Here is a 14,329-nt window from a genome sequence, read left to right on the forward strand (position 1 = left end):
TGCCGTGCATGTCGCCGCGCCACCGACCCTAGGCGATGCGCGGCGGCTTCCCGACCGTCCACGACGGCGGTACTGCTACAAGGACGAAGGGCAGGGGCCGAGGGGTTCCGGAAGGGCGGGGACCGACCGGGCTTGTGACAGAACGATCACATTCCCTCCCCCGCTTCCGGGCGCGTCGAGCACGGGTCGGCAGGTGGACGGATCACGGGCGGGCCGGGGCGAGCCCCTCGCGCAGGGTCCGGATGATGCGGTCGGCGAGGTCCTCGGGGAGGGGCGCGTCGGGGCGGTGAATGGTGCGGACGAGCATCGGCCCGAGAAACAGGTCGTTGATGAACTCCACGTCCAGGTCGTCGCGGAGTTCGCCCGCCTCGACCGCCCGCCGCACGGCGGCCAGCATGGCGGTACGGCGGGGCGTGATGACCGTGCGGTGGTACTCGGACCACAGCCTGGGGTGGCTCTTCATCTGGGCGAAGACGTTGTGGAGCAGGACGGAGGAGCGCTGGGCGAGACCGCGCTCGCGCAGTGAGTCCAGCAGCAGCCGCAGGTCGTCGAGGCCGGCGGTGCCGGAGACGACGGGTTCCGGGGGCTCGACGTCGCGCAGGACGTCGACGAAAAGCTCCTCCTTCCCGCTCCAGCGCCGGTAGATGGTCGCCTTGCCGACCCCGGCGGTGCGGGCGATCCGTTCGATGGACAGGCAGGCGAGGGGCTCGCCGGACTCCAGCAGCCCGACGACGGCGTCCAGGATCGCCCGTTCGGCCGCCGCGCTGCGCGGCCGGCCCCTCCGCGGTTCCGGTTCCTTCCCGACCGACCCGACCGGGCAGTCCCGGTCCGGTACCTGTGCCTGTGCCCGCACCTGCATCCACCTCTCGCCACGCCGTCCGCCGCCCCGATTCTCGCCGACGACGGCGGTGCCGGTGCGCCGTCCCGGGTTTCGGGGGCCGGTCCCCGGGGCGGCGTCCGCCGGTCCTCAGCCCTCCGCGACCGTCACCGCCTTGGAACCGGCCCGCGCGGGCGCCTTCTCCTGGCCCGCCCCTCGGGGCCCCTGCCCGGCGGGCGCCCGGCCCGGCAGGAACAGCGCGACCACGAGCGCGCCCAGCAGGGCGATGCCGGCCGAGCAGACGGCGGTGACGTGCATGGCGTCCAGGAACGCCTCGTGCGCCGCCGTGACCAGCGGGGCACCCGCGGGACCCATCCGGTCCGCGACGGCGAGCGTCGCCTCGATCGACTCGCCGGCCACGTTCCGGGCCGCGGCCGGGAGCGCGTCGAGATGCCCCTCGACGCCGCCGCGGTAGACGGTGGACAGCACCGAGCCGAGCACGGCGATCCCGAGCGCGCCGCCGACCTGACGGAACGTGTTGTTGACGGCCGATCCGGAACCCGCCTTCTCCCTGGGCAGGGTCTGCATCACGGAGACCGTGACCGGCGTCATCACATGCGCCATGCCCGTGCCCTGGACGAAGAAGACCGTGCACAGCACCCAGACCGGGGTGGTGGCGTCGAACAGGGCGAACGCCGCGAGCCCGCACGCGACCATCAGCAGCCCCACCGTGCACACCGCGCGGGCGCCGAACCGGTCCACGACCAGCCGCGCACGCGGCGCGAAGACCATCTGGGCGACGGCCAGTGGCAGGATCAGCAGGCCCGACTGCAACGCGCTCCAGCCCCGCACGCTCTGCATGTAGAAGGCGGAGAAGAAGGTCACGCCCATCAGCGCGAAGAAGATCAGCGCGATGGCGGCGACGGCCGCGGCGAACGGGGCCTGCCTGAAGTACGAGACGTCCAGGGCCGGATGGCTGCTGCGCCGCTCGTGCCACACGAACGCGACCAGGACGGCCAGGCCGCCGGCGATCGGAAGGAGCACCGTGGCGTCGGCGAAGTCGCCGAGCTGACCGCCGCGGATGATGCCGTAGACCAGCAGGACCAGGCCGACGACGGAGAGCAGGACGCCGAGCGGGTCCATCCGGCCCGGGTTGGGGTCCTTGGATTCGGGCACCAGCAGCACCATCGCGATCAGGGCGACGACCACCACCGGAACGTTGACCAGGAAGATCGAGCCCCACCAGAAGTGTTCGAGCAGCAGCCCGCCGGTGACCGGGCCGATCGCGATGCCGAGACCGACGCTGCCGGCCCAGATGCCGATGGCCTTGGGCTGTTCGTCGCGTTCGAAGACGTTCATCAGCACGGCGAGCGTGGCCGGCATGACGAACGCGGCACCGAAGCCCATGACGGCCCGCCAGGTGATCAGCTCACCCGGCGAGGCGGAAAGGGCGGCGAGCGCGGAGCCGACGCCGAAGACGAGGATGCCGAAGAGCAGCACCTTCTTGCGGCCGACGCGGTCGCCCAGCAGACCCGCGGTGAACAGCAGCCCGGCGAAGACGAGCGTGTAGGAGTTGATGGCCCACTCCAGCTCGCCCTGGGTGGCGCCGATTCCGGTGGGCGCGGGACTGGCGATGGTCTTGACCGCCACGTTCAGGATCGAGTTGTCCAGGACCACGATGAGCAGACTGAACATCAAAACGGCGAGGATCGCCCAGCGGCGGCGGTGGACCGCTTCGGGGACCTGGGGCAGGGCGGCGCGAGCGCCCGTCGATATTGACATGCCGGGAGCCTATCGGATTTCGATACGAGACCGTCTCGTATAGCTGGGTCACCCGGACGGCCGCGGCGCAGACGCTCCCACCGGACACTCCGTGCGGGCCCACTTCCCGCGGGCGGTCGCGGGATGTCACCATGGAACCCGTCCGGGGACGCCGTCAGGGCGCCTCGAGATGACGAAGGAGCCATAGGCACATGTCGCTTCAGGCTGCGCGGAACAAGCCCGCCACATCCCCCTCGGGAGCCGCCACCGACAGCAGCAAGGCGCTGTACGGGGGCAAGAGCACCCGCCGCATCACCCTCCACGACATCGCCACCGCCACCGGGCGCGGCGAGAAGTGGCCCATGCTCACCGCCTACGACGCGATGACCGCGTCCGTCTTCGACGAGGCGGGGATCCCGGTGCTGCTCGTCGGGGACTCGATGGGCAACTGCCATCTCGGCTACGAGAACACCGTGCCCGTCACGATGGACGAGATGGCGTTCCTCTCCGCCGCCGTCGTCCGTGGCACCCGGCGTGCGCTGATCGTCGCCGACCTGCCCTTCGGGGCGTACCAGGAGGGCCCCGTCCAGGCCCTGCGCAACGCCACCCGGCTGATCAAGGAGTCGGGCGTCGGCGCGGTCAAGCTGGAGGGCGGCGAGCGCAGCCACGAGCAGATCCGGCTGCTGGTCGACGCCGGAATCCCGGTGATGGCCCACATCGGTCTGACCCCGCAGTCCGTGAACGCGATGGGCTACCGGGTGCAGGGCCGCGGCGAGGAGGCCGCCCAGCAGCTGCTGCGCGACGCCAAGGCCGTGCAGGACGCGGGTGCCTTCGCCGTCGTCCTGGAGCTCGTACCGGCCGAGCTGGCCACCGAGATCACCCACGCCCTGCAGATCCCGACCATCGGCATCGGCGCGGGTTCCGGCACGGACGCCCAGGTGCTGGTCTACACCGACATGGTCGGGCTGACCGGCGGCAAGGTGCCGCGCTTCACCAAGCAGTACGCGAACCTGCGCGAGGTGCTGGGCGACGCGGCGAAGCAGTACGCGGAAGAGGTCGTCGGCGGCGCCTTCCCGGCCGCCGAACACACCTTCCACTGACACCGCCGCGCGGTACCCGTCAGGGCCGGGGCGCCGGAGACCGTCCGTCTCCGTCGGCCCGGCCCCGGCCGCAGACCACCGCCCGCACCACCGACAGCCCGCCGACTTCCCCCATCGGCGGGCTGTCGGCCTGTTGTCGGCGGGCTGTCGGTGGCGCCTGGTCCCATGGTGGACATGACGCGAAACGACAAGAACCCCAGGAGCGGCGCCAACGCCGTGGAGGTCCGGGGACTGGTCAAGCACTTCGGCTCGACCAAGGCTGTGGACGGTGTGGACCTCGACGTCCGCGAGGGCACCGTGCTCGGCGTGCTCGGCCCCAACGGCGCGGGCAAGACCACGCTGGTGCGCTGCCTTTCCACCCTGATCGTCCCGGACGCCGGGCACGCCGTCGTGGCGGGCTACGACGTGGTGAAGCAACCCCGGGAACTGCGCCGCACCATCGGCCTGACCGGGCAGTACGCCTCGGTCGACGAGAAGCTGTCCGGCTGGGAGAACCTCTACATGATCGGGCGGCTGCTCGATCTGTCGCGCAAGGCCGCCCGGGCCCGGGCCGATGAACTGCTGGAGCGGTTCTCGCTCACCGACGCGGCCCGGCGCGCCGCGATGGACTACTCCGGCGGCATGCGGCGCCGCCTCGATCTGGCCGCCTCGATGATCGGCCGCCCGGCCGTCCTCTATCTGGACGAGCCGACCACGGGACTCGACCCCCGGACCCGCAACGAGGTCTGGGACGAGGTGCAGAGGATGGTCGCGGAGGGCGCGACGGTCCTGCTCACCACCCAGTACATGGAGGAGGCGGAGCGGCTCGCGAACGAGCTCACCGTCATCGACAAGGGCCGGATCATCGCCAACGGCGGGGTCGACGAGCTCAAGGCGAAGGTCGGCGGACGCACCCTGCAGATCCGCCCGTCGGACCCGGCGCAGCTGCCCGCGATGGCGCAGGCGGTGCGGGAGACCGGCCTGGACGGGGTCGCGGGCGCGCAGGCGGTCCCGGACGAAGGGCTGCTGTACGTTCCGATCCTCACCGACGAGCAGCTGACCGCCGTCATCGGCCTGCTCGGCGACCGGGGCTTCCCGCTGGCGCACGTCTCCACCGCACTGCCCAGCCTGGACGAGGTGTTCCTGGCCATCACCGGCGAGAAGAGCGCTTCCGCCACCGACACGATCCCCGCGGAGGTCGCGGCATGAGTACGACGATCCAGCAGCCCGCCACGACCGGCACGGTCCCTCCCGCCGCTCCGAGAGCACTCGCCGGCGAGGGCCGGATCGGGCTGCGGGCCAACCTGCGGCACATCGGCGCGCTGATGCGGCGCAATCTGCTCCAGATCAAGAAGGATCCGGAGTCGATGTTCGACGTGCTGCTGATGCCCATCGTCTTCATCCTGCTGTTCGTGTACGTCTTCGGCGGGTCCATCGGTTCGAGTCTGGGCGGCGACCGGCAGACGTACATCAACTACGTGGTCCCGGGCATGATGGCGATGCTGGGCATGAACATCGCCACCGCGGTCGGCACCGGGGTCAACGAGGACTTCCGCAAGGGGATCATGGACCGGTTCCGGACGATGCCGATCGCCCGGTCCTCGGTCCTCATCGCGAAGATCATGGTCGAGCTGGGCCGGATGATGGTGGCCACGGCGATCCTGCTGGGTATGGGCTTCCTGCTCGGCATGGAGCTGAAGACCTCGGTGCTCGGCCTGCTCGCGGCGGTCGGCCTCTCGATGGTGTTCGGCGCCGCGATCATGTGGATCTTCATCCTGCTGGGGCTGTCGCTGAGGTCCGCCCAGGCGGTGCAGGGGATGGGGTTCCTGGTGCTGATGCCCTTGCAGTTCGGTTCCTCGATCTTCGCCCCGACCGCCACCATGCCCGGCTGGCTCCAGGCGTTCACCGACTACAACCCGCTGTCGAACCTGGCGGACGCGGCACGCGGCCTGATGATCGGCGGACCGGTCGCCCACGGGGTGTGGCTGACGCTCGCCTGGGCGGTGGCGATCACCGCGGTGGCGGCTCCGCTGGCGGTCTCCAGGTTCCGCAAGAAGAGCTGAACGACGGGTGCCCGGGCCCCGATCCGTGCGCGGCACGGGCCGAAGCCCGGGGGCGGTTCAGCCCCGGTCCGGCAGGTGCGCCTCGGCGAGGGCGGTGACCTCCTCCAGGGAGAGGCCGCCGCCCTCGGCGTACGCCGCGTCGTAGGCGGCCCGGCCCAGCGTGGCGACGGCCAGTTCCTCCACTCGCGCGTAGTCGTCGCGCTCCATGGACGTCGGTACGTGCCCCTGGGGCAGCAGACCATGCCCGGCCGCCAGCAGCCGGGCCGCGAGGGCGGCCCGGCGTTCGCCGCCGACCCCGGCGTACGCCCGTGCGACGGAGACGAGATGGATGACGGACATCTGCGGTGCCACCATCTGCGACAGCGCGTCGCCGGATCGCCGCAGCGCCGACACGGCCTGGGGCAGGGCCTCGGCGTACCGCCCGTCCTGGTTGTCCAGCCAGGCCACCGTGCCCAGCACGAACCCCTCGAAGAGCGCCAGCGTCTCGGAGAGGAACTCCTCGCGCAGTACGGCCAGTTGCTCGCGCGCCGCGCCCGTGCGCCCGGTGCGGCCCAGCCACAGGGCGAGGTAGATCCGGGCGGCGGGGACCGCCTCGTGCAGGGCGTGGCGTCCCTCCGCGAGCACCTCGCGCAGGATCGGCTCGGCCTCGTCGCCGCGGCCCATTTCGGTGAGCGTGGAGGCGTACCGGGTGCGCAGGAGCGCCACCTGGGACTGGGCGCCGAGATTCTCGGCGTAGCCGATGGCCGCCTGGAAGTCCTCGGCGGCGCGCTCGTACTCACCGCGCTTCTCGTTGGCCTCACCCCGTGAGGAGAGCGCTTCGGCAGCGCCCCAGTCATCGCCGATCCGGCGGTAGATCTCCAGGCTCTCGTCGGCGTCCGCACGTGCCCTGCCCGCCCATTCGGGGCGGTTGGCCAGCACGTTGGCCCGCATCTGGAGCGCGCCGGCCAGTTCCGACTCGTAGCCGAGCTCACGGCTGGCACGGACCGTTTCGTCCAGCAGCTTGCGCAGGTCGTCCACCCCGCCGGTCATCATGACGGCGAAGAACCAGAGCGACCCCGGGGCACGGCAGATCTGCGGCTGCCCCGCGCGGTAGGTGTCGGCGATGACCCGCAGCCGGGCCTTGCACCCCTCCTCCGCCCACATGTCGTCGGTGTGGTTCATGCTGGCCAACTGCACCAGGGCCACCTGGCGCCGCGCCTCCCGGAGCAGTACGGGCGGCATGGGCGGCGGGGCGTGGGTACAGCGCTCGTGGAGGGAGGGCGCGGGCTCGGCGGGCCCGGCGAAGGGGTCGGGCCCCAGCGCGGACACCGCATCGGCCCATTGCAGGCCCTCGGCGCGCAGATCGCGCATATGCCAGTACCAGCACAGTGACAGCACGATGCAGAGCGCCTCCTGCTCGTCGCGGGCGGCGACGGCCCGGCGCAGCGCGGTGCGGATGTTCTCGTACTCGTGCTGGAAGAGGTCGATGGCGGCCCGCTGTCCGACGCCACGCAGTTCCGGGTCGGTGGTACGGGCCAGTTCCCGGAAGTGCACGAGATGGCGCCGCTCCACGGTGTCCCGTTCCGCCGCTTCGTCGAGCCGTTCGGCGGCGTACTCGCCGACGGTCTCCAGCAGCCGGTAGCGCATCTCGCCGTCGGCGGCGGGGGCGGCGACGACGAGGGACTTGTCGACGAGCGAGCCGAGCAGCGCGGCGACCTCGCGCGCGGCGCCGGGACCGTCGGCGCAGACGGCCTCGGCGGCGACCAGGGTGCATCCGCCCGCGAAGACGGACAGTCGGCGCAGGACGGCGCGTTCGTCCTCGTCGAGCAGGTCCCAGGACCAGTCGACGACGGCGCGCAGCGTCTGCTGGCGTGGCAGTGCGGTACGGGCCCCGCTGGTGAGCAGGCGGAAGCGGTCGTCGAGCCGGTCGGCGATCTGGCGCGGGGTGAGCATCCGCAGCCGTGCGGCGGCGAGTTCGATGCCGAGGGGCAGCCCGTCGAGGCGGCGGCAGACCTCGGCGGAGGCGGCGGCGGTCTCCTCGTCCGCGTCGGTCCGGAAGCCGGGGCGGGCGGCGGCGCCTCGGTCCGCGAGCAGCCGCAGCGCCGTCGGGTCGGGCAGCGGGTCGACGGGCCGGACGAACTCGCCGGGCACCCCGAGCGGTTCACGGCTGGTGGCCAGGACGGTGAGCTGCGGGCAGTGGGCGAGCAGGTGGTCGGCGAGGGCCGCGGCGGCTCCGACGAGGTGCTCGCAGTTGTCCAGGAGAAGGAGCATCCGGCGCCGGGCGCAGTGTTCGGTGAGGCGTACGAGCGGGTCGCCGGCGTTGCCCTCGGCGACCCGCAACTCCTCGGCGCCGGCCCCGCGCAGTACGGTCTCGCGGGCGCCGAGCGCCGTCAGCACGGCCTCCGGTACACCCTCCGGATCGTCAACGGGGGCGAGTTCGGCCAGCCAGACACCGTCCGGCCAGGCGGAACCGAAGGACTCGGCGGCCTCCTGGGAGAGCCGGGTCTTCCCGGCGCCCCCGGGACCGAGGAGGGTGACCAGCCGGGCGCGCGCCAGGTCCTCGCGCAGGGCCTCGATGTCGCTCTCCCGCCCGACGAAGCTGGTGAGCCTGGCCCTCAGGTTTCCGCACCGGGCGGCGGGGTCCTCCCGTGGCACCGTGCGGATGCCGCGCGGGGCGGCGGGGGGCGGGGCGGCCGGAGACCGGGGTGGTCCGGTCTGAAGGCCCCCGGCACGCATGTCCTGTTCCAGCAACTCGGCGTGCAGGGACCGCAGTTCGGGACCGGGGTCGGCGCCGAGCCGGTCGACGAGCACGGTGCGCACCTCGTCGTAGGCGGCCAGTGCCTGAGCCGTGCGCCCGGCGTCGCGCAGGGCACGCAGCCGCAGCGCCTGGAGTGGTTCGTCGAGGGGGTGCTCGGCGCACAGGGCGATCAGTTCGGGCAGGGTCTCGTCGGCACGGCCGAGGGCGAGGGCCGCGCCGATCCGGGCACGACGGGCGTCCAGCCGCCGGGCCGTCCAGCGTGCGGCGACGGCGTCCCGGTCGGGCAGATCGGCCAGGGCCGGCCCGCGCCACAGGGCGAGCGCCTCGTCGAGCACGGCCAGCGCCTTGGCCGAGTGCCCGTCCGTCAGCGCCCGCACCCCCTCCCCGGCGAGCCGCTCGAAGTGGTACAGGTCGACCTCGTCCGGCTCGGCGGCCAGCCGGTAGCCGCTCTCCCCGGAGGTGACCGCCGCATGGCCGAGGGCCCGCCGCAGCCGTCCGACGAGGGCCTGGAGGGCGCCCACCGCGTCGGCCGGCGGATCACCGTCCCACACCTCGTCGATGAGCACGGCGGCGGGGACGGGGCGACCCGGACGCAGGGCGAGGGCGGCGAGCAGGGCGCGCAGCCGCGCACCGCCGACGGCGACGGTGGTGCCGTCGCCGCGGAGAGCCTGAGTGGTTCCGAGGATGCCGTAGCGCACGCGCCCCATTCTCCGTGACCGGGATCGGCGCGAGGACCCCCGTGGGTGAGGTGCCGGTGCCGACGGTCGCCGCCGACCACCGCACCAGCGCCCGCGACCGCGTGCCGCTCCCCGGATGGGACATCACCTCCGCTCGCCAACCCGGTGAGACGGAAGGCGAGTTCGCACCGGAGCGGGGATCGCCCGCCGTCGGCGGCATACCCGACCGCCACCCGGTTCGGGCCGCCAGAAATTCCTTTGGTCTAGACCTTGACTGCGATCAAGGGGGGAGGGTTCAGTGTCCGAAAGCATCCTTCGGCACGGCCTGTGCGTATTGGCCCGGATCCCACCGGGTCTATCCGCCATGTCCGCGTCACGTGAAAGGAAACCCTGTGCTCAGAAATCGCTTGAAGGCGCTGCTGACCGGACTCGCGGCGGTCGGCTCACTCGCAGCGACGGCGCTGATGCCCACGGCGGCGAACGCCGCCGAGCCCCCGACGGCCCCGGCGGACGAGTGCGCCATCGCCCCCGACTGGTCCAAGGGCGCCAACTACCAGTCGCGCGACATCGTCAAGTACACCGACGGGAAGATCTACGTCGCCCAGCGCGACAACCCCGGTTACGACCCGACGGTGAGCACCTACTACTGGGCGCCGTACACCTGCGGCACCGGGGGCAACCCGTACCCGAACAGCTTCGTGGTGAGCGAGGCGCAGTTCGACCAGATGTTCCCGAACAGGAACCCCTTCTACACGTACAAGGGCCTGACGGACGCCATGAAGGCGTTCCCCAAGTTCGCCCACACCGGCAACGACACGATGCGCAAGCAGGAAGCCGCGGCCTTCCTCGCGAATGTCAGTCACGAGACCGGTGGCCTCTACTACATCAAGGAGGTCAACGAGGAGAACTACCCGCACTACTGCGACCAGAGCCAGCCCTACGGCTGCCCGGCCGGCCAGTCCGCGTACTACGGGCGGGGCCCGATCCAGCTGAGCTGGAACTTCAACTACAAGGCCGCAGGCGACTTCCTCGGGATCGACCTGCTGAAACACCCCAAGAAGGTGGAGACGGATCCGGCCATCGCCATGATGACGGGCCTGTGGTACTGGAACACCCAGCACGGCCCCGGCCCGCTCACCGGCCATGACGCCGCGGTCAGCGGTGCCGGCTTCGGCCAGACGATCCGCTCGATCAACGGCGCGCTGGAGTGCGACGGCGGCAACCCGCGCCAGGTCGAGAGCCGGATCAACCGGTACAAGGAGTTCACGCAGATCCTCGGCGTCCCGACGGGCTCCAACCTCTCCTGCTGATCCGCCGACTCCCCACGAGACCGCCGCGGGCCGGGTGCACTCCCCGGCCCGCGGCCTCGTCGCCGGGCCTATGGGCGGCCGACCGCCCATAGGCCCGACCCATGCGACCTCCCCGACCGATCGCGGCAAGAGCGGATCGAAGATCCGTCTGAATCACTGACTGGAACAGACTGCCCCTTCGCTCGGCATCTCCTGGGCCAACCTGCACGACAGCAAAGCCGCAGCGCTCATCCGCCACCGCCGCCCGGCACATCGCCGGGCTGGTCAGCCACGAACCGCCGCGAGAAGAGCAAGACCGAGACAGACCGCAGCACCGGCCGCCAGCAGGTCGGCGCCCAACGACCAGGTGAAGCACCGCTGAAGACCGGCGGACACCTCAGCCCGCCCGTTCCTTGACGCGGCCCGCGCATGAGACCGCATGGCATCGGCACAGACGTCGGAGAAGTCATACAGCAAGTCCCAGAAGGATCCGTCGAACCACAGAAAGTCGACTTCCTCCCCGGTGCGGGTCTCCAGGACAAGGGCTCCCCGCAACGAATTGCGGTGCAACTCCTTCACGTGAGAGCAGGGCACCACCACATGCCGCCACACGCCATGACGCACAATCTCTCCTGGCCGGAGCACCACCCTGATCAGCGAGCCACGCCACAGGAACGACGCCCAGGCCAACACGAAGGCGCACACCAAGGCACGCTCCACTCCGCTGAACGACGAATGCGCCACTCCGCCGACCGACGGATCCACCGCCACCACCAGGACGGCACAGACCGCGACGCAGGACAGCCCCCTGAGGAGCCCCACACGCAGCCAGCGTGCCAGCTTGATCTGGCCTCGCCGGTTCGGCCGGTAACCCCGTACCCGTTGAACAACCCGGGTTCCGGGCCCGTACCAGTCATCCAACCCCGATTGCCACAGCCCCCTCGCCATGCTCGTGACCCTACCGCCACCAAAAGAAACGACGTCTTGCTGATCTTTTCGTCAGTAGGCTCGCCTCATGGGCACTGCATCACACCAGCGCATCAGCCCGGTCTTCCTCGGTGTCACCGCCGTGACGGCGGTGTCGGGCTGGGCCGTGTGGACGGGGTTCGCCGAGCAACCCGGGGTCGCGGTCTTCCTCTTCGTGACGGCGGCGTGGGTGGTCTCGCTGTGCCTGCACGAGTACGCGCACGCCCGCACCGCGCTGCACAGCGGGGACATCTCCATCGCCTCGAAGGGCTATCTGACCCTCAACCCACTGAAGTACACCCACGCGCTGCTCAGCATCGTGCTGCCGGTGCTGTTCGTGATCATGGGTGGGATCGGTCTTCCGGGCGGCGCGGTCTTCATCGAACGGGGGCGGATCCGCGGGCGCTGGCGGCACAGCGTGATCTCGGCGGCGGGCCCGCTGACGAATGTGCTGTTCGCGGTCGTCTGCACGGCGCCGTTCTGGCTGCACGCGCTGGACGGTGTCCCGGTGACGTTCCGGTACGCGCTGGGCTTCCTGGCGCTGCTCCAGGTCACCGCCGCCATCCTGAACTTCCTCCCGGTCCCCGGGCTGGACGGGTACGGGGTGATCGAGCCCTGGCTCTCGTACCGCGTCCGTCGGCAGGCCGAGCCCTTCGCCCCGTTCGGGCTGATCGCGGTGTTCGCCCTGCTGTGGATCCCCGAGATCAACGTGGCCTTCTTCGACGCGGTCCACGCCCTGCTGCGGGCGCTGGGCGTCGACGACCTCACGACGTACTGCGGCTGGGACGCCTACCGGTTCTGGCGGTCGGCCTCACCGGTCTGCGCGGTCCACGGCTGACCGGAGCCGTCACGGGCGCCGGGGCTCAGCTCGCGTCGGCCTCGGCGCGGTGCCGGCGCACGTAGAACCACGCCATGTTGGACGAGAGCCCGGCCATCAGCACCCAGACGATCCCGAGCCACCTGCCCTGGACGAACGAGAACACGGCCGCGACGACGGCCAGGACGCAGACGGCGATGGCGTAGAGAGCGAGTCGGGGCATGGGGGTCGGCTCCTGTCCGGAGTGGTGCACGGTCCCGTCCAGTGTCTCCCATGCCGCTTTCCGCCCGTCGCTGGGTGGTCCGGAATCGGAGCGGTGAGCGACGGCACGACGCGGACGCCCCGGTCCGGACGCCCCGGCCCGCGCGGCGCGGTGGCCCGCGCGGCGCGTGGGCCGCACGGCGCGTGGGCCGCACGGCGCGTGGGCCGCACGGCGCGTGGGCCGCACGGCGCGTGGGCCGCACGGCGCGTGGGCCGCCGCCAGGGGCCCGGTCCGGGCCCGGCGGGCTCGGACGCCGGCGGACCGGGGCCGGTCCGGGAGACGCCCGGGTCAGACGTCGGTGACGCGCAGTCCCGCGTGCGCCTTGTAGCGGCGGTTGACCGAGATCAGGTTGGCGACAAGCGACTCGACCTGGTGGGCGTTGCGCAGCCGACCGGCGAAGATGCCACGCATGCCGGGGATCCGGCCGGCCAGCGCCTGCACCAGGTCGGTGTCGGCACGGGCCTCGCCCAGCACCAGCACATCGGTGTCGATCTCCTCGATGGCCGTGTCCTGGAGCAGCACCGCGGAGAGGTGGTGGAAGGCGGCGGTGACCCGCGACTCCGGGAGCAGCGCGGCTGCCTGCTCGGCGGCACTGCCCTCCTCGGGCTTCAGGGCGTAGGCGCCCTTCTTGTCGAAGCCGAGCGGGTTGACGCAGTCGATGACGAGCTTGCCCACGAGTTCGCCGCGCAGCGATTCCAGGGTCTTGGCGTGGCCGTCCCACGGCACGGCCACGATCACGGCGTCGCTGCGCCGCGCGCACTCCGCGTTGTCCGCTCCCTCGACGCCATGGCCCAGTTCCTCGGCGGCGGCCTGCGCGCGGTCGGCGGCGCGCGACCCGATGATCACTTTCTGTCCGGCGCGGGCGAACCGGTAGGCGAGGCCGCGGCCCTGCGGCCCGGTGCCACCGAGCACGCCTACGGTCAGTCCGGACACGTCGGGGAGGTCCCGGGGATCCTTGGCGGGGGGCCTGGGCGCACTGCCCTTCTCATGCGTAGTCATGGCTCCGACACTACTGCCCGCTACGGAGCGCGATACCGCGTCGTCCTGACCGGACTCCCGCCGCCGGGTGCCGTCTCCCGCGCCCGGTCCTCTCGTTCCTCCCCCATCGCTTCGTTCCTCCGCCATCGCTCCCCGCTCCTCGCGCCCTGCCGCCCCGCGTTCCCCGTTCGTGTGGTTCCGTCTCCATTCGCCGGTGGCGGGGCGGCGCCCGGGGCATGATGCCGGGCCATGGATGCCGTACGCGTCGCCCTGCTCCGTGAAGTGCTCGCCGGAACCGAATGGCCGGCCGCGGCCCGCCGGTTCGCCGGGGCGCTCAGGTCGTCCGTCGTCCCGCACGGCGGCGGGCTGCTGCTGGTGGGGACGGCGGAATACGAGCCCTGGCATCTTGCGGCCCACCTGGTCGACGAGTCCGCCTGGTCCGGTCTGCCAGAGCTGGCCCCGACCCTGGTGCGTCACCGGGTGGAGGCCGGCGATCCGGCACATCTGGCGGTCGGCCTGGGCCGGATCCAGGCGGCCGGGCGGGGCGAGACGCTGCTGCTGGTGGCGCCGGAACGGCCCAGCGCGGGGCTGCTGGAGCGGATGCACGACGCCCGCCGGGCCGGGGCGACGGTCCTCACGCTGGACGACGGCGATCCGGAGGTGCGGGGGCTCGCGCACGAGACGCTGACGGTGGCCCGCTCCGACGAGGTCGACCTGGACACCGTGCAGCATCTGGTGAGTGCGGCGGCCGGGGAGAACAGCGCCCCCGCGCCGCGCGGCGGCCACCGCTTCCGGGACCGGCTGTCCCGGCTCGCCGACCGGCTGACGGCGCCACCACCGCCGCGCTGGTGAGGGCGGGCCGGGCCGGGGCACTTCCGGACCG

At 72.0% G+C, this 14,329-nt stretch carries 12 protein-coding genes; 6 read left to right on the forward strand and 6 right to left on the reverse strand.

Features of this window, described 5'->3' with window-relative positions; all coding sequences use genetic code 11:
- Positions 1 to 202: 202 nt before the first annotated feature.
- Together ACIHCL_RS02085 and ACIHCL_RS02090 are read right to left on the reverse strand one after the other, a co-directional pair.
- Positions 203 to 853 (reverse strand): TetR/AcrR family transcriptional regulator, encoded by a 651-nt coding sequence (locus tag ACIHCL_RS02085; protein WP_399855890.1) that lies wholly within the window; start codon positions 851 to 853, stop codon positions 203 to 205.
- Between the two features lie 114 nt (positions 854 to 967).
- Complete coding sequence (locus ACIHCL_RS02090; RefSeq protein ID WP_399855893.1) at positions 968 to 2,599, reverse strand: MFS transporter; 1,632 nt, start codon at positions 2,597 to 2,599, stop codon at positions 968 to 970.
- Positions 2,600 to 2,790: 191 nt separating this feature from the next.
- Between ACIHCL_RS02090 and panB the strand changes: the two genes are divergently transcribed.
- The 3 genes from panB to ACIHCL_RS02105 all read left to right on the forward strand — a co-directional run bounded on the left by panB (position 2,791) and on the right by ACIHCL_RS02105 (position 5,720).
- Positions 2,791 to 3,678, forward strand: coding sequence for a 3-methyl-2-oxobutanoate hydroxymethyltransferase (gene panB, locus ACIHCL_RS02095; RefSeq protein WP_399855895.1), 888 nt, complete (start codon positions 2,791 to 2,793; stop codon positions 3,676 to 3,678).
- 165 nt (positions 3,679 to 3,843) lie between these two features.
- On the forward strand, positions 3,844 to 4,866 hold the full coding sequence (locus tag ACIHCL_RS02100) for an ATP-binding cassette domain-containing protein (RefSeq protein ID WP_399855898.1): 1,023 nt from the start codon (positions 3,844 to 3,846) through the stop codon (positions 4,864 to 4,866).
- On the forward strand, positions 4,863 to 5,720 hold the full coding sequence (locus tag ACIHCL_RS02105; protein WP_399855901.1) for an ABC transporter permease: 858 nt from the start codon (positions 4,863 to 4,865) through the stop codon (positions 5,718 to 5,720). Before ACIHCL_RS02100 ends, ACIHCL_RS02105 begins: the two co-directional genes overlap by 4 nt.
- Positions 5,721 to 5,777: 57 nt before the next feature.
- Here ACIHCL_RS02105 and ACIHCL_RS02110 read toward each other — a convergent pair whose 3' ends face one another.
- Positions 5,778 to 9,155, reverse strand: a complete 3,378-nt coding sequence (locus tag ACIHCL_RS02110) for an AfsR/SARP family transcriptional regulator (protein ID WP_399855903.1) — start codon at positions 9,153 to 9,155, stop codon at positions 5,778 to 5,780.
- 371 nt (positions 9,156 to 9,526) lie between these two features.
- On the opposite strand from ACIHCL_RS02110, the gene ACIHCL_RS02115 reads away from it, so the two are divergent.
- Positions 9,527 to 10,444 (forward strand): chitinase, encoded by a 918-nt coding sequence (locus tag ACIHCL_RS02115; RefSeq protein WP_399855906.1) that lies wholly within the window; start codon positions 9,527 to 9,529, stop codon positions 10,442 to 10,444.
- Positions 10,445 to 10,708: 264 nt separating this feature from the next.
- On the opposite strand, the gene ACIHCL_RS02120 is transcribed toward ACIHCL_RS02115, so the two are convergent.
- Entirely contained in the window at positions 10,709 to 11,371 is a 663-nt protein-coding gene (locus ACIHCL_RS02120; RefSeq protein ID WP_399855908.1) for a hypothetical protein, read from the reverse strand.
- Positions 11,372 to 11,438: 67 nt separating this feature from the next.
- Between ACIHCL_RS02120 and ACIHCL_RS02125 the strand changes: the two genes are divergently transcribed.
- Positions 11,439 to 12,227, forward strand: coding sequence for a site-2 protease family protein (locus ACIHCL_RS02125; protein WP_399855911.1), 789 nt, complete (start codon positions 11,439 to 11,441; stop codon positions 12,225 to 12,227).
- 25 nt (positions 12,228 to 12,252) lie between these two features.
- On the opposite strand, the gene ACIHCL_RS02130 is transcribed toward ACIHCL_RS02125, so the two are convergent.
- Positions 12,253 to 12,429: a hypothetical protein gene (locus ACIHCL_RS02130; RefSeq protein WP_399855913.1), complete on the reverse strand. Its 177-nt coding sequence runs from the start codon at positions 12,427 to 12,429 to the stop codon at positions 12,253 to 12,255.
- Between the two features lie 327 nt (positions 12,430 to 12,756).
- Complete coding sequence (gene npdG / locus ACIHCL_RS02135) at positions 12,757 to 13,467, reverse strand: NADPH-dependent F420 reductase (protein WP_399855915.1); 711 nt, start codon at positions 13,465 to 13,467, stop codon at positions 12,757 to 12,759.
- Between the two features lie 228 nt (positions 13,468 to 13,695).
- Between npdG and ACIHCL_RS02140 the strand changes: the two genes are divergently transcribed.
- Positions 13,696 to 14,298: a hypothetical protein gene (locus tag ACIHCL_RS02140; protein WP_399855919.1), complete on the forward strand. Its 603-nt coding sequence runs from the start codon at positions 13,696 to 13,698 to the stop codon at positions 14,296 to 14,298.
- Positions 14,299 to 14,329 lie beyond the last annotated feature (31 nt).

The sequence above is a fragment of the Streptomyces sp. NPDC052042 genome (assembly GCF_044548345.1).
GTDB lineage: Bacteria > Actinomycetota > Actinomycetes > Streptomycetales > Streptomycetaceae > Streptomyces.